The 20,567-nt window shown below is 70.7% G+C and carries 20 protein-coding genes; 11 read left to right on the top strand and 9 right to left on the bottom strand.

Annotation, left to right across the window (positions count from 1 at the left end; genetic code table 11):
- Window positions 1-125 precede the first annotated feature (125 nt).
- A complete protein-coding gene (locus EDF50_RS00895; protein WP_123517462.1) occupies window positions 126-821 on the top strand; it encodes an ABC transporter ATP-binding protein in 696 nt (231 codons plus the stop codon).
- Window positions 818-2,125 (top strand): ABC transporter permease, encoded by a 1,308-nt coding sequence (locus tag EDF50_RS00890; protein ID WP_123517461.1) that lies wholly within the window; start codon window positions 818-820, stop codon window positions 2,123-2,125. The genes EDF50_RS00895 and EDF50_RS00890 overlap by 4 nt, the downstream gene beginning before the upstream one ends.
- Here the strand turns inward: EDF50_RS00890 and EDF50_RS00885 are convergent.
- The 6 genes from EDF50_RS00885 to EDF50_RS00860 all read right to left on the bottom strand — a co-directional run bounded on the left by EDF50_RS00885 (window position 2,116) and on the right by EDF50_RS00860 (window position 10,549).
- Window positions 2,116-2,766, bottom strand: coding sequence for a TetR/AcrR family transcriptional regulator (locus EDF50_RS00885; RefSeq protein WP_233570243.1), 651 nt, complete (start codon window positions 2,764-2,766; stop codon window positions 2,116-2,118). The genes EDF50_RS00890 and EDF50_RS00885 overlap by 10 nt on opposite strands.
- Complete coding sequence (locus EDF50_RS00880; RefSeq protein WP_123518349.1) at window positions 2,763-4,817, bottom strand: CocE/NonD family hydrolase; 2,055 nt, start codon at window positions 4,815-4,817, stop codon at window positions 2,763-2,765. Before EDF50_RS00880 ends, EDF50_RS00885 begins: the two co-directional genes overlap by 4 nt.
- A gap of 167 nt (window positions 4,818-4,984) precedes the next feature.
- Complete coding sequence (locus EDF50_RS00875; RefSeq protein WP_123517460.1) at window positions 4,985-6,838, bottom strand: ABC transporter ATP-binding protein; 1,854 nt, start codon at window positions 6,836-6,838, stop codon at window positions 4,985-4,987.
- Entirely contained in the window at window positions 6,835-7,854 is a 1,020-nt protein-coding gene (locus EDF50_RS00870) for an ABC transporter permease (protein WP_233570241.1), read from the bottom strand. The genes EDF50_RS00875 and EDF50_RS00870 overlap by 4 nt, the downstream gene beginning before the upstream one ends.
- The gene (locus tag EDF50_RS00865) at window positions 7,851-8,948 is read right to left on the bottom strand and encodes an ABC transporter permease (protein WP_123517459.1); all 1,098 of its coding nucleotides are present in this window, start codon (window positions 8,946-8,948) and stop codon (window positions 7,851-7,853) included. The genes EDF50_RS00870 and EDF50_RS00865 overlap by 4 nt, the downstream gene beginning before the upstream one ends.
- Window positions 8,945-10,549, bottom strand: a complete 1,605-nt coding sequence (locus EDF50_RS00860) for an ABC transporter substrate-binding protein (protein ID WP_123517458.1) — start codon at window positions 10,547-10,549, stop codon at window positions 8,945-8,947. The genes EDF50_RS00865 and EDF50_RS00860 overlap by 4 nt, the downstream gene beginning before the upstream one ends.
- 494 nt (window positions 10,550-11,043) lie before the next feature.
- Between EDF50_RS00860 and EDF50_RS00855 the strand changes: the two genes are divergently transcribed.
- Complete coding sequence (locus EDF50_RS00855; protein WP_123517457.1) at window positions 11,044-11,340, top strand: hypothetical protein; 297 nt, start codon at window positions 11,044-11,046, stop codon at window positions 11,338-11,340.
- A gap of 9 nt (window positions 11,341-11,349) precedes the next feature.
- On the top strand, window positions 11,350-11,631 hold the full coding sequence (locus EDF50_RS00850) for a hypothetical protein (protein ID WP_123517456.1): 282 nt from the start codon (window positions 11,350-11,352) through the stop codon (window positions 11,629-11,631).
- Between the two features lie 75 nt (window positions 11,632-11,706).
- Here the strand turns inward: EDF50_RS00850 and EDF50_RS00845 are convergent, their stop codons facing one another.
- A complete protein-coding gene (locus tag EDF50_RS00845; protein ID WP_123517455.1) occupies window positions 11,707-12,549 on the bottom strand; it encodes a nuclease-related domain-containing protein in 843 nt (280 codons plus the stop codon).
- A gap of 178 nt (window positions 12,550-12,727) precedes the next feature.
- Complete coding sequence (locus EDF50_RS00840; RefSeq protein WP_123517454.1) at window positions 12,728-13,354, bottom strand: G5 domain-containing protein; 627 nt, start codon at window positions 13,352-13,354, stop codon at window positions 12,728-12,730.
- 360 nt (window positions 13,355-13,714) lie between these two features.
- Here EDF50_RS00840 and EDF50_RS00835 point away from each other — a divergent pair, with 360 nt between their 5' ends.
- From EDF50_RS00835 to EDF50_RS00810, 7 genes are all read left to right on the top strand, one after another.
- Window positions 13,715-14,263 (top strand): hypothetical protein, encoded by a 549-nt coding sequence (locus EDF50_RS00835; RefSeq protein WP_148076731.1) that lies wholly within the window; start codon window positions 13,715-13,717, stop codon window positions 14,261-14,263.
- 592 nt (window positions 14,264-14,855) lie between these two features.
- Window positions 14,856-15,344 (top strand): GNAT family N-acetyltransferase, encoded by a 489-nt coding sequence (locus tag EDF50_RS00830; protein WP_199738523.1) that lies wholly within the window; start codon window positions 14,856-14,858, stop codon window positions 15,342-15,344.
- A 134-nt stretch (window positions 15,345-15,478) separates the two neighbouring features.
- Entirely contained in the window at window positions 15,479-16,003 is a 525-nt protein-coding gene (locus EDF50_RS00825; protein WP_123517451.1) for a GrpB family protein, read from the top strand.
- 51 nt (window positions 16,004-16,054) lie between these two features.
- Window positions 16,055-16,987 (top strand): pentapeptide repeat-containing protein, encoded by a 933-nt coding sequence (locus EDF50_RS00820; RefSeq protein ID WP_123517450.1) that lies wholly within the window; start codon window positions 16,055-16,057, stop codon window positions 16,985-16,987.
- Between the two features lie 48 nt (window positions 16,988-17,035).
- Window positions 17,036-17,581 (top strand): dihydrofolate reductase family protein, encoded by a 546-nt coding sequence (locus EDF50_RS00815; protein WP_123517449.1) that lies wholly within the window; start codon window positions 17,036-17,038, stop codon window positions 17,579-17,581.
- Window positions 17,582-17,620: 39 nt separating this feature from the next.
- Entirely contained in the window at window positions 17,621-18,472 is an 852-nt protein-coding gene (locus tag EDF50_RS16380; protein WP_148076730.1) for a hypothetical protein, read from the top strand.
- Between the two features lie 115 nt (window positions 18,473-18,587).
- Window positions 18,588-19,709: an EcsC family protein gene (locus EDF50_RS00810; protein ID WP_233570240.1), complete on the top strand. Its 1,122-nt coding sequence runs from the start codon at window positions 18,588-18,590 to the stop codon at window positions 19,707-19,709.
- A gap of 20 nt (window positions 19,710-19,729) precedes the next feature.
- Here the strand turns inward: EDF50_RS00810 and EDF50_RS00805 are convergent, their stop codons facing one another.
- Window positions 19,730-20,497: a small multidrug efflux protein gene (locus tag EDF50_RS00805; protein ID WP_233570239.1), complete on the bottom strand. Its 768-nt coding sequence runs from the start codon at window positions 20,495-20,497 to the stop codon at window positions 19,730-19,732.
- Between the last annotated feature and the right edge of the window lie 70 nt (window positions 20,498-20,567).

The raw sequence follows: 20,567 nt of genomic DNA, 5'->3' as shown, positions 1-20,567 counted from the left end.
GCGTACCGCGGCTGCGGTACGGCCGGTCGGGCAGGTGTCCGCGGCGGGGGGACGCCCCGGGCGGCGCGGCCCGCGAGGGTTGGTCTCGGCCCCGGAGACACCGGGCCGTCAGCGACAGGAGCACCATGGCGCCGATCATCTCGGTCCGAGACGTCCACCGTTCGTACGGGCGCGGCCCGAACCGGTTCGAGGCCCTCAAGGGGGTGAGCTTCGACATCGCCGAGGGCGAGAGCGTGGCCATCGTCGGCAAGAGCGGCTCGGGCAAGTCGACCCTGATGCACGTGCTGGCGTTGCTCGACGCCCCCACGACCGGCACCGTCGAGCTCGAGGGCGTCGACACGAGCACGCTCACGGGTGGTCGACTGAACCGCACGCGCAACAAGACGTTCGGCTTCGTGTTCCAGCAGTTCTTCCTCACGGCGAGCTCGTCGGTGCTCGAGAACGTGGTGCTGCCGATGAAGATCGCGGGCGTGCCCCGCGGAGAGCGCCGTCGCCGTGGCCTCGCGGCCCTCGAGCAGCTCGAGCTCGCCGACAAGGCCAAGAACAAGGCCCTGAACCTGTCGGGTGGTCAGAAGCAGCGCACGGTGATCGCGCGGGCGCTGGTCAACGACCCGCGCATCATCTTCGCCGACGAGCCGACGGGCAACCTCGACACGGCGACCGGCGCGGTCGTCGAGGACATCCTGTTCTCGCTGAACCGCGAGAACGGCATCACGTTGCTCGTGGTGACCCACGACGAGGAGCTCGCGGCGCGCTGCGACCGGCGCATCGTGATCCGCGACGGCCTGATCGTCGACGACGAGGCCGAGGTGGCCGCATGACGACCGCGGACCTGCTGCTGACCGCCGTCTCGAACACGTTCCGGTCGAAGACGCGCACGATCCTGACCGTCCTGGCGATCTTCGTCGGCGCCTTCACGCTGACGCTGACGAGCGGGCTGGGCACGGGCATCAACGCCTACATCGACGACACGGTCTCGGCCGTGGGGTCGCCGGACACCATGACGGTCACGAGGGCCTCCGACGACGCGCAGGGCCTCGGCGCGGCCGACGCGGGCCCGACCGAGTACGACCCCGACACCGTGGCCGCGGGCGGATTCGGTGCACCCGGGGCGACCGTCGTCGCCCTGACCCCGGACGACGTCACGACCCTCCAGGGCGTCGACGGCGTGCTCGCCGTGCAGCCGACCCGGACGCTCTCCACCGACTACGTCGAGGGCGCGAGCGGCACGAAGTACGTCGTGTCGGCGAGCGCGCTCGTCCCCGGGCAGCAGCTCACCCTCACCGCGGGTGCCCAGCCCGACGACGGCACCGACCTGCAGGTGGCGATCCCCACGTCCTACGTCTTACCGCTGGGGTTCGCCGACGACGAGGCGGCCGTGGGTCAGACCGTCACGCTCGCCGTGACCGACGCCACGCGTACGCGGCACACGGTCACCGCGACCGTCGTCGGCGTCGCGGAGCAGAGCATCGCCTCGCCGACCGGGGCGTCGGTCACCCCGAACGCGGCGCTCGGCACGGCCCTGTTCGACGCGCAGAACGTCGGTCTGCCCGCCGACCAGGTCGACCGCTCCGCGCAGGCCACGGTGCGGTTCGCGGCGGACGCGTCCGACCAGCAGGTCACCGACCTGAAGGACCGTCTCGCCGCGGCCGGCTACACCGGCACCACCGTCGCCGATCAGCTGGGCACCTTCACCACGGTGATCGACGGCATCGTGCTGGTGCTCAACGCCTTCGCGATCATCGCCCTGCTGGCGGCGAGCTTCGGCATCGTCAACACGTTGCTGATGAGCGTCCAGGAGCGCACCCGCGAGATCGGCCTGATGAAGGCGATGGGCATGGGCAGCGGCAAGGTGTTCGGGTTGTTCAGCCTCGAGGCGGCGTTCATCGGGTTCCTCGGCAGCGCGATCGGCGTGGGCGTCGCGATGGTCGCGGGCAGCGTCGTCAGTGCCGCTCTGGCGGGATCGCTGCTGTCCAACCTGCCCGGGCTGACGCTGATCGCGTTCGACCCCGTGTCGATCGCGTCGATCGTCGTCGTCGTGATGGTGATCGCGTTCCTGGCCGGCACGCTGCCCGCGGCGCGCGCCGCGAAGGCCGACCCGGTCGAGTCGCTCCGCTACGAGTGAGGCCGAGGAGGCGCGGGTCGGCCCGCGAAGGACGCCCCGGTCTCGTGCTCGAGCAACGTCCACATCCACTCGAGCGCGAGGGCGGGTGTCAGGCCGGGGGCCTTCTGGGCGAGCTGGGTGGCGAGGCCGTCGCTGTAGGCCGCGAGCTTGAGGGCCAGGGCCGACGGGTCGTCGGTCGTGAAGCGCCCCTGCTCGACCCCGCGGCGCAGCGTGCGGGTCAGGCAGGCCTCCCAGACGCGGATGCGCTCCACGTACTCGGCGGCGACCGCTGGCTTGCGCGCCACGGCCGTCCAGTAGTCCGACCAGAGCCGCCAGTGCTCGTCGGTCGCGTCGGTGTCGGCGAACAGCGGCTCGACGAGCATCTGCACGCCGACGACCGGGTCGGCCTCGGCGTCCACCGCCTCGATGATCGACGAGTAGAACCGTGCGGTCTCGAGCACGACGACCTCGTTGAGGATCTCGGCGACGCCGTCGAAGTGGTAGGTCACGGTGCCGACCGAGACCCCGGCCGCGGCGGCGATGTCGCGCAGCCGGGTCGCGCCCATGCCTTCGCGGACGATCACCTCGCGGGCCGCCTCGACGATGGACGCGCGACGGACGACCGGCTTCTGCCGCGCGCTCGGGCCACCCGCGCCGCTCACGGCGACGTCCGGGGCACGGACTCGTCGAAGGTCCGGTCGGCGACGAGCACCGTCTCGGCCTCGGGTCCGCCGTCGCGAGCCCAGGCGCGCACGGTGTTCTCGACCCGGAACGCCTCGGCCGACGCGGTCACGCGTGACGTCGTCTCGAGCCAGGCCTTCCAGGTCGGCTTCTCGAGTCCGATCGCCCAGCGCGACTCGGCCGACGCCGACAGGGGGTCGCCGTCGACGATGCGGTAGGTCTCGCGGCTGTCCTCGGTGAAGACCAGCCCGTCGGGGTACTCGCGTCCGCCGCCGTAGCCGGGGTCGACGTCGAGCACCCACTCGCCGGTACCGACGTCGTGCGACACGCTGCGCTGCGGCTGGTCCGACGCCGAGGGCAGGGCGCGGATCGCCAACGGCTCGGCCCGCTCGGGCGCCTCGAACGCGACGCCGTCGTCGACCGGATGTCCCGCCGACCCGTCGCCGGGCCCGCGCGTCCACACCGGCAGCATCACGCTGCTGCGCGCCGGGTCGACCGTCGAGGTCGCCTCGACCGGGTGCGGCCAGACCCACGGCCAGTAGGCGCTCGACAGGGCGATCCGGAGGCGGTGGCCGGCCGGGAAGGAGTGCCCGGTCGAGACCAGGGCGACGCGCACGACCTGCTCGACCCGCGCCTCCATCGGGTCGTCGGCGCGGTCGCGCCCGTTCCGCTTGTTGAGGTTCAGCACACCGCGGGTCACCAGCGTCGAGGCACCGTCCGGCGCGACGTCGCACAGGCGGACGATGACCGTGCCGTCGGGCACGTCGCTCGTGACCGCGAGGTCGGCCACGACGCTGCCCAGCACGTCGAGCGTGGCGTCGACCGGCAGGTCGAAACAGACCGACCGGCCGTCCTCGGCGCGCTGGTCGGGCGGCAGGTCGGTCGCGTTGCCGAACGGGAAGAACCGCCCGGCGTCGAGCCCGGTGCTCTGCGGCGACCGCACGACGACGGGGCCGTCCGCACCGCCGCGCAGCGAGTCCAGCGGCACGATGCGCGCCTCGGTCTCGCGAGCCGGCCAGGTCTCGGCCGCCACCCAGCGCCCGGTCCGCTCGGCGTAGTACGTCGCTGGCGGCTCGGAGTCGTTGATCCAGGCGCGGAGCGCGGGCTCGGCGTCGGCGCCGTTCGGGCAGTCGAGCAACCAGCGGTCCCACCAGCGAAGTGTCTCCTGCAAGAAGCCGATGCCCGGGCCGGGAGCGAGGCCGCGGTCGGGGTACTGGTGCGACCACGGCCCGACGATGCCCTTGACCGGCGCGTCGAGGTTCTCGACGAGCCGCAGCACCGCGTCGCGGTACGGGTCGGCCCAGCCGCCCACGGCCAGCACGGCGGCCGTGATCGACGAGTAGTCCTCGCAGACGCTGCCGTGCCGCCAGTAGTCGTCGCGTTCCTGGTGCGAGAGCCAGGTCGTCGTCATCGGACGGTTGTGTTCGAGGCGCTCGCGCCAGCGGGCCACCCAGTCGGCGCCCACCACCTCGGGCCGTGGGGGCCGCGAGTTGAAGGCGAACATGGTGCCGCCCCACGACGCCATGTCGATGCCGAGCACGGCGCCGCCCATGTAGTGGACGTCGTTGTCGTACCGGTCGTCGGTCGAGCAGACGGTGACGATCGCCTTGAGCGCCGCCGGGGCGCGCCCGGCCAGTTGGAGTGCGTTGAACCCGCCCCACGAGATGCCGAACGCTCCGACCGCGCCGGTCGACCAGGGCTGGGCGGCGAGCCACTCGATCAGGGCGATGCCGTCGTCGAGCTCCTGGACCGAGTACTCGTCGTCGAACAAGCCGTCGCTCGATCCCGTGCCGCGGATGTCGACCCGCACCGACGCGTAGCCGTGCGCGGCGTACCAGGGGTGCCGCTCGCTGTCGCGTGGGGCCGTCCAGTCGTCGAGCCGGTAGGGCAGGTACTCGAGCAGCACCGGCACGGGCTCGGCGACCACCGGGGCCCAGATGCGCGCGTGCAGCCGTGTGCCGTCGGGCAGCGGCACCCACTCGTCGCGCACCCGCACCTCGAACGGACCGCCGTCGCGCCGCCGGTCGGACACCGGTCGGGGGCCCTCGGCGAGGTCGGGCCGCGGGGCGCCCAGGGTGCGGCCGCCCCCGGCCCACGCGGGCTCCTGCAGGAGGCGCGGGTCACCGAGGAGGCGCGGGTCGCGTTCGCCGTCCCCCCGCTCGTCGCCTCGGCGGCCCGGGTCGGGTCGGCCGTTCGTGCTCACATCGCCTCCCAGCGCTTGACGTGGTGTCCGTCGCCCTGGTCGTCCCAGCCGTCGGCGTCGCGCCAGCGCGGCCGGACGTCGCCGACGTCGGGCAGCTCGGTCGTGCCCGGGTCGAGCGTGGCGTCGAGCAGGGTGCGGGTGTACGGGTGGTTCGGGCCCCGGAAGACGCGCTCGGTGGGGCCGACCTCGACGATGCGGCCGCCGGTCATGACGGCGACCCGGTCGGCGACGCCGCGGACGACGGCGAGGTCGTGGCTGATGAAGAGGCAGCTGAGCCCCTTCTCGTCGCGGAGTCCGGCGAGCAGGTCGAGGACGCCGGCCTGCACGCGGACGTCGAGCGCCGTCGTGATCTCGTCGGCGATGATCAGCTCGGGTCCGGCGGCGAGCGCTCGGGCGATGCCCACGCGCTGACGTTGGCCGCCCGAGAGCTGGGCGGGCAGGCGCGTGGCGAACTCGGGCGGCAGGCCGACCTCGACGAGCAGCTCGGCGACGCTCTCGGGGCTCGACTCGCCCGTGAAGAGCCTGAGCGGTCGGGCGATCGCCGCGCCCACGGTGCGGCGGGGGTTGAGCGAGGTGTCGGCGTTCTGGAAGATCAGCTGGATGGACCGTCGCAGCGTCGCCGTGCGTCCGGCGACGGGTCGGGTGAGGTCGCTCTCGACCCCGTCGGCGCCGTGGAAGGCGAAACGGCCCGACTCGGCGGGGATCAGCCCGGCGAGGGCCGTGGCGAGCGTCGACTTGCCGCTGCCGGACTCCCCCACGACGGCGAGGGTCTCACGACGGCCGATGGTGAGCGAGACGCCGTCGACCGCGGCGGGCAGGCCGCGCCCGTACCGCACGACGAGGTCGCTCGCCGTGACGACCGGCCCCGCGGCGGGTGCCGTCCCCGGGCCCTGCGCCGCGCCTCCTGCGGGTGCGCTGTCCGCTCCGCGCCGCGTTTCGTGCTGCACACCCTGACTAGTCGCGGTGCCGTGCACGGAATGCGGTGCGGCGGCGGCGGCGGCGTGCACGCGCGGGATGCTCGCCAGCAGCTCGCGCGTGTACTCGTGCTGCGGCGACGCGAACAGCGACGCGGTCGGAGCGTGCTCGACGATCCGCCCCTCGTGCATGACGGCGATCTCGTCGGCCATGGTCGACACGACGCCGAGGTCGTGGCTGACCAGCACGATGGCCATGCCGAGTTCGACGGCCAGGTCGCGGATCAGCTCGAGCACGGCCGACTGCGTCACGACGTCGAGGGCGGTCGTGGGTTCGTCGAGCACGAGCAGCTTCGGCCGGGCCGCGATGGCCATGGCGATCGCGACGCGTTGCTGCTGTCCGCCCGAGAGCTGGTGCGGGTAACGACGCACGATCGTCTCGGGGTCGGGCAGGCGCACGTGCCGGACGAGTTCGAGCACACGGTCGTCCCCGCCGGGCAGGCCGTGGCTCTCGAGCGCCTCGCGCAGCTGGCGTCCGACGCGCATCGACGGGGTGAGCGCCTGGCCGGCGTTCTGGGCGACGAGGGCGGCCGTGCCGCCGCGCAGGGCCCGACGGGCGCGCTCGTCGAGGGCGAACACGTCGTCCCCGGCGACTCTGACGCTGCCCGACACGACCCGCGACCCGCGCCGCAGGTGGGCGAGCAGGGTGCGGGCGACGGTCGACTTGCCGCTGCCGCTCTCGCCGACCAGGCCGAGCGCACGCCCGGCGCCGACCTCGAAGCTGACGCCCCGCACGACCGGCACCTCGCGGCGACCGGCGGCGTACGAGATCGAGAGGTCGTCGACGCGGACGACGGGGTCGGGAGCGACGTCGACGACGCGACCCGCGCCTCCTGCGGTGGCGGTGGTGGCGGTGGTGGCGAGGGACTCGTTCACGAGACCGCCCCCTTCTGCGCGCGGTCGACGCCCAGCGACTTGCTGAGCCCGTCCGCGCTGAGGTTGAGCCCGATGACGAGCGTGGCGAGGGCGACGACGGGGGCGAGCGTGCCCCACGGGACGACGGTGAGGGCGGTGCGGTTCTCCTGCACCATGAGCCCCCAGTCGGGCGTCGGCGGGTTGGCGCCGAACCCGAGGAACGACAGGGTCGAGATGAGCAGCACGATCCAGGAGGCGCGCATCGCGTACTCGACGAGCACGACGTCGGTGACGTTGGGCACGATCTCGCGGAACACGATGCTCAGCGGCTTCTCGCCACGGGCTCGCGCGGCGGTCACGTAGTCCTGCGTGATCACGGTGCGGGCGGCACCGCGGACGACGCGGGTCACGGCCGGCGCGTAGATCACGGTGACGGCGAGCACGATCACCCAGAGGCCCGAGTCGAACACGGTCACGACGACGAGCAGCGCCAGGATCGACGGGACGCTGAGCAGGGCGTCGACGACGCGCATGACGACCTCGTCGAACCAGTTGTCGGCGTAGGCGGTGACGCAGCCGAGCACCGTGCCGATGCCGACCGCGATCGTCGTCGCGAGGAACGTGACGACGAGGGCGTAGCGCCCGCCGTTGAGGGTGCGCGAGAGGATGTCGCGCCCGTACTGGTCGGTGCCGAACCAGTGCGCCCAGCTCGTGCCGGTCAGGGCGGCGCCCGAGTCGGTGGCGACGGGGTCGTGGCCGGTGAGCACCGGGGCGAGCAGCGCCAGCAGGACGTGCAGCGCGATCAGGGCCAACCCGATGCTCAGGGCCGAGGAGGCGCTGAGACTGCTGGTCAGGGACGTCGCGCTCGTGCGCAGTCGCATCGGCCAGCCGCCCGCGGCCTGCGGTCCGGCCGACGCCGGTCCGGCCGACGCCGGACGGCCGGCCGGACCGCCCGGGGTGGCGGCGTCCGCGGTCGCGGCGACCCGCGCCTCCTGGGTTGTGCCGTCGTGCTCGGTCCTGTCGCGTGCGGGGCTCATGAGCGGGCCTTCCGTCGGGTGCGCAGCCTCGGGTCGAGGGCGAGCGCGATGAGGTCGGCGGCGAGGTTGCACACCACGTAGACGAGGGCGCTGACCACGGCGATCGCCTGGATCGTCGGCAGGTCGCGGGTGAAGACGGACTCGAGCATGAGCTTGCCCATGCCCGGGTAGTTGAAGACGTTCTCGACGACCACGACGCCGCCGAGCAGCCAGGCGACGGTGAGCGCGACGACGTTGAGCGTCGGCAGCAGGGCGCTCGGCACGGCGTGCCGCCAGACGACCTGGCGCGTCGACAGCCCCTTGAGCTCGGCCGTCGTGACGAACTCGCTCGCCATGACGTCGATCGTCGACGAGCGGGCCGTCCGCACGATGTACGCGGCCATGGCGAGGGTCAGCACGATGACGGGCAGCCAGACGCTCGGCAGCAGTTCGGCGATCGTGGCGTCCTGGCCGCGCAGCACGACCGCCGGGAAGATCGGCAGGGCGATGGCGAACAGCAGCACGAGCACGGTGGCGACCATGAACTCGGGCACGCTCATCACGACCAGGCTGATGAGCGAGATCGCGTGGTCGCTCGGGCGGCCTCGTCGCACGCCGGCGATCACGCCGAGGGTCAGCGACAGGGTGACGCCGACGATCATGGCGGGCAGCGCGATCAGCATGCTGTTGCGGAAGGCGATCAGCAGGTCGGGGCCCACGGGCAGGCCGCTGACGAGCGAGACGCCGAAGTCGCCGTGCGCGGCGCCGAGCAGCCACTGGCCGTAGCGCACCCAGACGTTCTGGTCGAGGCCGAGCGTCTCGCGCAGGGCGGCGACGGCGTCGGGGGTGGCGTCCTGGCCGAGCAGCTGCTGCGCGACGTCGCCGGGCAGCGCCTGCACGGCGAAGAAGACGAAGAACGAGGCGAGCACCACGGTGAGCAGGGCGGTGCCGACGCGGCGGGCGACGACGACGAGCGTCGCGCCGACCTGGCCGCCGGACGAGGAGGCGCGGCTCGCCCCCGCCCCGCCGGTCTCGGCCTCGAGGCCCCGCGTCGCGTCCCGGCCGCGCTCGTCGACCGGGCGCGTCGTCGGGCTGGTGGTGGTCCGCTCGCTCATGCGCGGAGTCCGATCTGCAGGTAGTCGAACTCGAAGCCGAACTCGCGGTAGTTGAGGACGTCGCGCGAGAGGCCGACGAGGCGGCCGCCGAACATGGGGGTCATGTCGGCGGAGTCCTCGACGACGATGCGTTGGGCGTCCTGGTAGAGCGTCATGCGGCGGGTGTCGTCCATCTCGGCGCGGGCGTCGTCGAGCAGCCCGTCGAATGTCGGGTTGGACCAGGCGCTCTCGTTGTACGACGAGCCGGTGCGGAAGATCTGGTTCAGCAGCTGGTCGATCGGGCGGCCGGTGAACCAGTAGCTGACCATGAGCGGCTTCTGCATCCAGATCTGCGTGTAGTACGAGTCCGACGACGCGTTGCGGACGGTGAGGTCGATGCCCGCGTCGCGCACGGCGTCGCGGTAGGCGACCGCCATCGGGGTGAACACCGACTCGTAGCTCGACGTGTAGATCTCGGTCTTCAGCCCCTCGCGGCCGGCCTGCTTGAGCAGCGCGCGGGCCTGGTCGGGGTCGTAGGCGCGCTGGTCGTCGACCCAGACGGCCTGCGACGGCGGCACGGGGTTGTCCCAGCCGGGCGAGCCCGTCCCCTGCAGCGCGGTGGCGACGACGGCCTGCGGGTCGTAGGCGAGCTTCATCGCCTGGCGGACGAGCGGGTCGCTGAACTCGGCGCTCGTGGCGAGCATCGGGATCGTGTACCACTGGGCGTCGGGTGCGCGGGCGACGGTGGCGCCGGCCGAGGCGCTGACGACCTGGGCGGTGGCGAAGTCGAGGTTGGTCTGGCTGATCAGGTCGATCTGGCCGGCGAGCAGGGCGTTGACGCGGGCGGTGGTGTCCTGGATCGAGTAGAAGTCGATGCCGTCGAGCACCGGGCGGCCGGCGAAGTAGTCCTCGAACGCCTCGACGCTGCCGGTGCCTGCGGGCTCGAAGCTCGAGAGGCGGAACGGGCCGGTGCCGATGCCCGTGCGGCCGATGCCGCCGCCCTGGCTCGGGTCGGCGCTGCCCTCGGGGACGATGTAGCACTGGTACGCGGTGAGCAGCGAGGGGAACTCGGCGTTCGGCGTCAGCAGGTCGAAGCGCAGGGTGAGCGGGTCGACGGCGGTCATGCCCCCGGGGCCGATCATGGCGGCGAGCACCTCGCCCTGGGGTGAGGCGGTGTCGGGGTCGAGGATGTGCTCGATCGAGTAGATGGCGTCGGCGGCGGTGAAGCGGCGGCCGTCGTGGAAGCGGACGCCCTCGCGCAGGCGGAAGGTCCAGCTCGTGCCGTCGGCGTTGGCGGTCCAGTCGTCGGCGAGGTCGGGCACGGTGACGCCGGCGTCGTCGAGCTTGACGAGCCGGTTGTAGAGGGCGCCGAGGTACTCGTAGGCCGAGAGCGAGCTGGCGGAGTCGAGGGTCTCGGCGGCGGAGGCGGCCGGGCGCGCGATGCGCAGGCGTCCGCCGCGGCGCGGGGTGCCGGTGGCGGCGGCCTCGGGGATGGTCGGGGTGCTGCGGGCGGTGGTACAGCCGGCGAGGGTGAGCAGGCCGAGGCCGGCGAGGCCTGCGGCGCCGGCGAGGACGGTGCGGCGGCTCGGGCCTGGTCGGTGTTCGGGGACGATCGGTGTCATGCGGGGATGGCCTTCCGTTTATCGTTCGGGTGAACGATAAGGGAGGTTCGCGGCCGCGGCCAGCTCGTCGCAGCCCAGGAGGCGCGGGTCGGCGGGACCTCGGAGCCCCCGTTCTCCGCACCCCGCCGCGGATGCGGGCACCCCCGTGCCGCACCGTGCACGGGCTGCAGTCTTCACCCACTCGTTACACGAGGGGGCCTCGCCGACGCGACCCGCGCCTCCTGGTGGTCGCCCTCCCGCTCGCACCGAACTCGCCCGTGCACGTCAAGAAACCGTCTTGTGGACAGAACGCCGCGCCACGCGACGGTGTTCAGTCCACTCGGCGGCGTCCTCGCGTCAGGTGGCGGGCGCCTCCCCCGGCACAGACGTCCGACGAGGAGGCGCGGGCGGTTCGGTCGCGCTCGTCGCCGACCGGGTCGCTCGGCTCCCCGGCCTGCCCCACTCCTGCGGCGGCGAGGCGAGCTGCCTGCTCGGCCGACCACTACCCTCACCTCATGGACGCATCGAAGCCGGGAAGGTCCCGCCCCCGTCTCGGACGAGTCGCCGTCGTCTTCGGCGTCGTCGGAGTCGTCGCCTACGGCGCGGCCGCGCTGATCCACTGGAAGGCGTTCGGCTCGCCGGGCAGCGCGCGCTATTCCACCGAGCCGCTGATCGACTGGTTCTCGATCGCGTTCGTCGCGGGGCCCGTCCTCGTCGTCACGGCCGGGGTCTCCTTGGTGACAGCCCTCGCACTCTCGCTGGTCGTGCTGGTGCGGTGGGCCGTCGCGAGGCGACCGACCCGCGCCTCCTGATCGGCCCCCGTGATCAACCTCGTCGCCTTCGTGCCGGCCCTGCTCACCGCGGCTGCACTCCTCGCGGCCCGCCGGGCATCGGGCGGAACGACGACCCGGGCGCGCCGGTGGAGCGCCCGCGTGCTGGCGGTCTGGGCAGCCGTCGCCGTGGTCGCGCTCGCCGCGTTCCTCGTCGGCCTGCGTCTGCAGCACGCCGACCTCGCCGTCTGGTCGGCGTTCGCACTGATCGCTGCAGCTCTTGCCGCCGTCACCGCGGCGGCCGCCCGCGTGGTGTCGTCGTTCGTGCGGTGATCCGGTACGTACCGGATCACCGCGGGGGCATTGCCGTCGCTGGGCCGAGGGCTCAGGGCCCACGGCTCAGGGTGCCTACCCGAAGGTCGCGACGATCGTGCTCGTGACCGTCGCCACCACCGCGATGGCGACTCCCCCGCTCGCCCCGAGAATGCCGAGCGCCGTGCCCACACGCCACCGCCGGCGACGCCGGGCCGCCTCGTCGATCTCGCGGCGCAGGCGTTCGAAGCGGTGCTCGTGACGGAGCGTGTCCGTCAGCACCAGCGCCTCCGTGTGCCAGGTGCCGCGCTCTTCGGCGACCATGGTCAGGTAGGCCAGCGCCTCGGGCGAGTGCACCCGCGGCCCGTTCATCAGCCACTTCCGCAGGCGGCCGGCCACGACCACCGGCACCGTGGGCGCCTTCTTGCCGACGGACAGCGAGGCCTCGCCCACGAGCACGATGCCGGGCGTGACGACGATCTCGGTGCCGGCCGCCCTCGACATCAACCGGGAGGCGCGGGCCGCCTCATGAAGGGAGTTGCGAGAATGGTCGGTCCGGTGTCCGCCGACCGTCACCAAGCCGCCGCCGACCCAGACCTTCTTGCCGGCGTGGTGCTTCGTGTTGAGGGTGAAAACGCCCGTCGGTCCGATAACGACGTGGTCGATGTCGGACTCGCCCGAGCCGACCGGGACGGAGTGCAGCACGGTCCACTCGGGCCCGAGTTCAGCGAGCACGCGCGCGGCCTCGATCTCGCCGAGGCCGCCCTGGTACCAGCTACGGGCGTCGGCGCTCAGGGGCGTGCGTCCAAAGAACCGCTGTCGGCGGCTCAGCGCGGGCGCGGCGGCCTGGACGCGCAGGCACTCCTGCATCACCGAATAGGCCGGCCGCCGGGCCGTCAATGTCATCGCCACGCTTCCGCGTGCCACGGTCTCGCTCATGTGATCCCCCCTGCCCACACGGTAGAGCGACACGTGACGTGCAGACGAGCCCCCGTTGGGAGGTCAGTCAGCCCCTCGTCCGCGGACTCGATCGACTGGTCCGCAAACGTCCTTCTGCCGCGGACGAAGGACACTTTCTGACCACTCGACCCTCAGCCAGTGCGGAGCAGGGGACTGCCTACCGGTCGCAGGCGATCCCGTCGCCGTCCCGGTCGAGGTCGTAGACGTCCGAGCCGACGACGGTGACCGGCCCTTGGACGTACGCGGGGCCATTGCCGCTGCCTCCGGCGCAGTCGACGTCCGAGGCGACGGGGACGCACGCCCCGGAGTAGTTCGAATCGCACCCGCCCGCAGCCGGAGCCGGCGCGGGCGCGGGCGCCGGTGCAGCGACGGGGGCCGGGGCGACGAAGGGCACGCGGGTTCCGACGCTCGTGATCTGCTGCACCGGGGAGACCGTGACGGTCTCGCTGACGAAGGTGCGGGCGGTCTCGACTCCGTCGGTGGTCGTCACATCGTAGGTGTGGACCTTCGTGCCCGCCTGTCCGGTGGTCGTCACGGCGCTGGTGCCGATGTCACGGTTCGGGTCGTCGACCGAGACAGACTCGAACGGGACGCTCTCGCTCTCGTCGACGCGGGTGACGCTGACGACCGGGGTGGGAGTCGGAGTGGGGGTCGGGCTCGTCGTGGCGTCGACGGCGACGAACGGCTGCGCCGCACCGTCCGGGCCAGCAGCCTCGCCTGCTCCGGAGAAAGCACCGACGGCGGCCGCGTTCGCCGCACCTCCGACGACCAGCAAGAAGGCCATGAAGCCACACGCGATCAACACTCGGCCCGTGTTCGTGAGCCTGTTCCACCACAAAGTCAACGTCGTTCCCCTCGAGTCCCGGCCGGAATCGACCTCGCACAGTGTCAGCAGGGACGAACGCGTCAGGCAGCCCCCGTCCGGGGGTAGAACGGCTACTTTCACCTCCAGGTCATCACACGTCTGACGCCTGCCACCTCACCGTCACCTGGCGGTGAATGAACATCACTCACGAGGTGAAAGAGACAACCGCCGTCGAAAACAAGCCTTCGGGATCGACCTCGGCCCATAAGGTCCTGAGGATTGCTCTGCACCCGAATGCGAGCTCTCTCATCGCATAGCACCCGTAGAAAGAGACACACGATGTCCCGCGCCACGAAGATCACTACCGCCCTCGCCGCTGCCTCCATCATCGGCCTGACCCTCGCCGGCTGTTCAGGCAGCCCGGCAACGGGAACGAGCGGCGAAGCCGCACCCAACATGACCGAGGTCGCGGCCGCTGCCGGCAACTCCGCTCCCGCGACCGAGGCCGCCAAGACCACCTTCACCTTTGGCGAGACGGCGACCTTCGACGGCCTCACCCTCGGCATCAGCGCCCCGGAAGCCTTCACGCCGAGCCAGTACGCCCTCACGGGTTCTCAACCCAGCAACGTTAAGTTCACGATCTCGATCACCAACACGAGCGCTGAGGGCTACGACCCGTCGCTCACGTTCATCAGCGCCTCCTCGGGCAGCCAAGAAGCCGAGCAGATCTTCGACACCGAAGGCGGTCTCACCGGCTCACCCTCGACGACGATTCTGCCGGGCTCGTCCGTGAGCTACGTCGTCGGCTTCAACGTCGCCGACCCGGCCCAGATCGTCATGGACGTCACCGGCGGCTTCGACTACGAGAAGACCACCTGGACCAACTGACCGCGGATGACGTCGCCCTTCCCAGCCGTGGGGAGGGCGACGTCGCCGTTGTGGCGCCTCGGCTCACTTCGCGAGCACGTCCCTGGCCGCTCGATTCGCCACCCCTGCGCTGACGAGCGCCCCGATGAGCAGGACGACACTGCTGCCGATGACCCAGGCACCCTGAGCGCCCTCGGTCAGCCCTCCTAAGACGACGGGAACGAACGCCGCCCCCGCCGTGAGCGCACAGGTGGCCGTGATGGGAGCGAGTGCTGCCCGGTGTCCGGCCTGCCATGCCTCGGTGACGCCATCATGTGCCGTGACCGGATGCCGGCGAGGTGGTTCACCCCGAGCCGGCCGCGGGCGGCGGCGAGCGTCGTGCCGAAGACGACGGCGCACGCGGCCGAGATGATGAGGGGGACGACTATCGGCATCGCTCCACGCTAGGTCCGCGCCAGCTCACGCGACTCCCCCGCGCGGCCCCTTCTGATCCGCCAGAGCTCGCCCTGGCGGCATCGAGTGGGCAGAAAGTGTCCTTCCGCCGCCCCCGAAGGGCACGTTCTGCCCACTCGAGCCCCTCGAGCCCACCGAGCCACCCGGAAGAATGGCGACCATGCCCCTCGTCCCCATCGCCCCGGCCGATGACGACGCCCGAGCCGACCTCCGCGCCTTCCTCGCCGCCGCCGACCTCACCCTCGCCGGTCTCGATTCCCCCACGCCGCGCCTCCGGCTCTGGGTCGACCGCGACGCCATCGGCACGGTGATCGGCAGCACCGGCTACGAGCTGAGCGCCGACGGCGCCCACGCCCTGATCCGCAGCGTCGCCGTCGCTCCCTCCGCCCGCACGCGCGGCGCGGGCTCCCGTCTCGCCCGCCACGCCCTCGCCGACGCCGCCGCGCACGGAGCCCGCCACGCCTGGCTCTTCTCCCGCCGCTCCGGGCCGTTCTGGCAGAAGCTCGGCTTCACCGCCGCCGACCGAGACGCCCTCGCCGCGGCCCTCCCCGCCACGCACCAGGTGCAGCTCTTCCGCGCCACCGGACAGCTCGCCCGCGAGGTCGCCTGGTCGCGCCCCCTCGCCGACCTCCGCCCGACGAGCCCCTAGGAGGCGCGGGTCGGTCCACGCCCGCCCCTCCGGTCATCGAGTGGTCCCGAACGGTCCTTCCCCTCCCCGCGAACGACGATCCCCGACCACTCGACCCCGCCCCGCCGAGACTGACACCCCGTACGATCGCCCCGATGGTCGATCTGCACCCGCACTCCCTCGCCTGGGCCGACGACTACCGCCGTGAAGCCGAGCGCCTGGCGACCGCTCTCGGCCCTCGCGTCGACGCTCTCGAGCACATCGGCAGCACCGCCGTCCCCGGCCTCCTCGCGAAGCCGATCATCGACGTCGCCGCCCGCTCGTCATCCGGCAGCGACCCATTCGCCCTGGGCACCGACCTGATCGCCCTCGGCTACGAGCGGCACGCCACGGGCCCGAAGACCCACGCGGTCTACGTCCGGCTGGACGGCACGCGACGCACGCACATCCTGCACGTCTTCCACCCCGACCAGTGGGACGCCTGCAACCAGCGATTGTTCCGCGACCGCCTGCTGCGCGACCCGGTCGCGCGACGGCGCTACGCGACCCTCAAGGAGGCGCTGGCCGGCCTCGACGACGGACGCGCCTACACAGCCGCCAAGACCGCCCTGATCGCCGAGCTCGTCACCGACGAGCGGGTGGCCCGGGGTCTGCCGGCGGTGACGGTGTGGGACAAGTGACTCGACCCCGCTCGGTCGCCCCAACCGGTCGCGCCCGTTAGCGTTGATCTGATGAGCACCCGCACACGGATCGAGCTGGGCCGCCGAGCCGACCTCGGGGCCGACTGCGCCAACTGCTTCGGGCTGTGCTGCGTGGCGCTGGCGTTCACGAAGAGCGCCGACTTCCCGTTCGACAAGCCGGCCGGTGATCCGTGCACGAACCTCGACGAGCACGACGGCTGTCGCATCCACCCGCAGCTTCGGGACCGCGGGTTCAAGGGCTGCACGGTGTTCGACTGCTTCGGGGCAGGGCAAAAGGTGAGCCGGCAGACGTTCGCTGGCCGGTCGTGGCGCGACGACCCTGCGACCCGTGAGGCGATGTTCTCGACGTTTCCGCTCGTGCGGCGGCTGCACGAGCTGCTCTGGTACCTCGACGAGGCGATCACGCTGGTCGAGCGCGAGCGCGATCTCGCACGCGAAGGCGAGCAGGCACACGCCGCCGAGCACGACCGCCCCCGCACCGCCGCCACCCCTGACCCGGCCCCGTGGCTCGCCGCCTTCGAGCACGTCCGGAGCCTCACCGACGGCTCCCCAGACGAGCTGGCCGCGCTCGACGTCGACGCCGAGTACGACGCGGTGCGCCCGCTGTTGGTGCAGGCAAGCGAGGTCGCCCGGGCGTCCGTACCCGCGCCTCCTCGTCGGTCGAAGGGGAAGGGGCCGACGCTCGAGCCGGCGAGCGACCTGATGGGTGCAGCCCTGGCCGGGGCGGATCTGCGCGGTCGGACGCTCCGCGGCAGCATCGCGATCGCGGCGGACCTGCGCGGGGCCGACCTCGAACGCTGTGACCTGCTCGGTGTCGATCTGCGTGACGCCGACCTCGGTGGGGCAGACCTGTCGGGGGCGATCTACCTGACGCAGATGCAGGTGAACAGTGCGCGGGGTGATGCGGCGACGCGCCTCCCTGAGGGCTTCGCGCAGCCGACGCACTGGGCCGGCGGACGGTAGCACCCGAGCCTCTGGTGGCGCCTGCGTCGCGGGGCTAGCCTCCTCCGCATGAGGACGCTCACGTACTCCATCAACGTCACGCTCGACGGCTGCATCGACCACCGTGAGGGCCGGCCGGATGCCGAGATCCACCAACTCGCGACGGAGGCTCTCGAGCAGGCGGACGGTCTGCTGCTTGGGCGGGTCACCTACGAGTTGATGGAGCAGTCCTGGCGTCCGCCCGCCTCGGACGCGTTCCCCGACTGGATGCAGCCCTTCGCGCGGACCATCCACGAGATCCCGAAGTACGTGGCGTCGACGACGCTCGAGAGTGTCGATTGGAACGCCGAGCTGCTCGATGGAGACGTGCGCGAGGCGGTGCGAGAGCTGAAGGGCCGTCCCGGGGGCCCGCTCCGCCTCGGAGGTGCCGCCTTCGCCACCGACGTCGTCGGCTGGGGCCTGGTCGACGAGTACGAGTTCACCGTCTACCCCTGGGTCGCCGGCCACGGCCCCTACCTACTCGCCGGCCTCCCCCGCCCCCTCGATCTCATGCCGACCGCCCGCCACGACCTCGCCTCCGGCGCCGTCGCGACGACGTACCGCCCGCGGGTCTGACTGGCATGAGCGCCACTAGTGTTCCAAGCAGGGGGCACATTGTTCAACAACCGTGAGATAGCCACCGCCGTCTTTCTAGCGGTGGTGGTCGCGATGTTCATCATCGTGCCTCAACTCAGAAGGTCCGTCGGGCCTGCAGTGAGAGGGGTAGTCAAGGCAACCTTTGTGCCACGGCTAATCGTTGTCTTCTCAGCGTTCCTCCTGTGGGCGTCGGGATGGATCCTGCTGGCATCAGTGGTTGGATTATGGGACGTCGATCTCCTAAAAGACTCGATAATCATCGTCCTCGCCTTGGGTTTTCCGATGCTCCTAAGGTCCGTGCGATTGACGTCTGGGCCGTCAATCGCCCGCAATGTCATTATTGAGTCTCTTGGGCTGACAGCCCTCCTTGCCTTTTACATCAATCTCGCACCGTTTCCATTGTGGGCAGAATTGATCGCACAGCCGCTTCTCACCCTAGTCGTCGCCTTGCAGGCGCTATCTAAGACGAAGAATGAGTGGGCAGAAGCACATAGCGTTTTATCTGGCGTGTTGATCGCGTCAGGTGTCATCGCTCTGGTTTGGACAACCGCACAAATAACGCTTCACTTCTCAGAGGTCGACCTATTAGGCCTTCTGCGGTCGTTCACCCTCTCCGTGGCACTTCCGATCGTCCTCATTCCCTTTTTCTACCTCACGGCATTTCATGCCTTTTCCGAGGTTGCGCTCGTCCGAATGAAGCTTCGAAACCCGAACATGCCTAGACGCGTGGCGTGGGCAATCTGGCTCGGGCTTGGCTTGCGACTCTCTCTGGCCGCCAAGTTGACTAGCCGCCACAATGTGCTCGGCGAAGCTCGCGGCTTTCGCGACGCCCTACGCCGAATGGCTACCTTCAGAGCGGAAGAGTCCTAGAGGGCTGGGCCGGGACCACCATTGTCGGACCAGACCACGCGTGGTCGCACTGAGAATCGTCGCTCGATCAAGCGAACAGCCTGCCCGGGGTAAATGAGCCAGTACGCTCACAAATGTGACAGATCCTTCAGAGTATGAACTCCGCGCGTGGGCTGGCGTACAACAATTCGAGACACGGCCCCTATCAACGGCCTTAGCGCAGGCCAACCAGCGAATGCTCGACAGCGCGGCCGATCTCGGCAACCGCGCAAGCTTGTTCTTGAAGGATCACCCGAAGGCGGAGAGCGCTTTCGCTGGCGGTCATAGCTTCGCCGCAAAGGGAGTCAGAGCTGCGGGGACGGGCGTTCGCAAGGCCGGGCAGGCAGTCCCAGATCCAATATCGGACTGGAGTGAAGCAGCGTTCCATTCTCTCCGCAACCAACTGGGCCGTATAGCGCGAGCTGGCCTCTCACCTAAGCGTGTCGTCGGCCAGTACAAGAAACATGGCCACGTCGTGACGCGCCTATCGGACATACGCGGTTTGGACTTGGAAGCGATCGACTTGGTGCGCGGTCGGGCTTCATCCTGGTATTACCCGGCAATCGCGGCGCTTTCGGGTGCGAGTGCTGGGCTAGTCATAACGGGCGGCGAACTAGCCGTTCCCGCGTCGGCTGGGGCAGCAGCAGGACCGAGCGGCGCCACGATTGTCGCCGCATTTGCCGGGGATGCGGCGTTCGTCGTCGGATTATCGTCGCGAAGCGTCGGGCATATCGCCCTCCAATATGGCTATGACCCGGAGGAACCAGCGGAAAAGATCTTTCTTTTCTCCGTCATAAACGCGGGAACTGCCGCCTCGCAGGCCGCAAAGACCGCTGCCTTTTCTGACATTTCACGACTGACTCAAGCCCTCGTGCGAGGAAAAGCATGGGTGATCTTAGACAAGTCCATCGTTTCCAAGGTCGTCAAGCAAACTGCAGAACTCATCGGCAAACGATTAACCAAGAACTCCCTTGGAAAGGCTTTGCCAGCCGTTGGCATTGCTGTAGGCAGTGCCTTTAACTGGGCCACTCTAGAAGGAGTCGTCGACGCGGCAAACATTGCATACAGACGCCGATTTCTCCTCGAGAAGTATCCACACCTCCAAGTCGATTCGCATTTTGACTTGGTCATGGACGGGACAGATAGTACGAGTGGCGAACCTGACGACGTTATCAGTGTCGTCGATGAGTTGCGGAACGCTGGCGGCCCGGCTCTGTAGGGCATTCACAGTCTTTACGGTCAAACGCGCAGGAGACCCAGTACCCCCGTAGCAACCACCGTCACCGCCGTCGTCCACGCCACGATCGCGATGACCTGCCAGAGCATCACCCAGCTCTTCGACACCCCGGTGCCGACAAGGGTCGCCGCGGTGAACATCGTCGGGAGAGCAAGCGGTGCCAGCAAGCTCGCCCCGGGCACGCCGAACTTCACCAACCACCGCTTGAGCCTCTGCTGCCCCTTCTTCTCGGGCTTCGACTCAGGCACTCCGTCGCGTGACATGACCCGGGCCGCAGCGGGCATTCCGGCAGCCATCGCGCCAGCATCAGCACCAGCACCAGCACCAGCACCACCGGCACGCAACGACGAGGCCGCCCCCGCACGCTCTGCAGCGGCCTCACCCGCACGCGGCTCACCCGCCACCGCACCCGGCCCGCCGGCCGGTGCCCCACCCACTCCGCGCCTCCTGCGCCGCTCCACGACCCCCGACCGCACCCACGACCCGAGCCACACGACCGCGGCCACGCACAGCACGTTGCCGACGATCGCTGCCAGCGCTGCGACGACCGGGTTGACCCCGCTCAGCACCCCGAGCGCAGCCGCACCCTCCCCCTCGAAGAACGGGATCGCCCCGGCCAGCACCAGGATCAGTGGCTGCGCGAGCTCCGGCACCTGGCCCATCAGCTCCTGAAGCCAGGCGAACGGGCCGCCCGACGAGGCATCGGACGCAGATGCCGACGCCGCGGCCGACAAGCGCGACGGGCTCGAGAGGGTGAGTGCGATGGGCATGGTGATCTCCTTCGATGGGTGTCACTGAGATGCGAGGGCACGCCGAACACCGGCGTGGTGAAGATGAAAG

The sequence above is a fragment of the Frigoribacterium sp. PhB24 genome (assembly GCF_003755185.1).
Classification (GTDB): Bacteria; Actinomycetota; Actinomycetes; order Actinomycetales; family Microbacteriaceae; genus Frigoribacterium.
The sequence above is the reverse complement of the archived record's forward strand: the minus strand, read 5'-3'. Positions and strand labels throughout refer to the sequence as shown.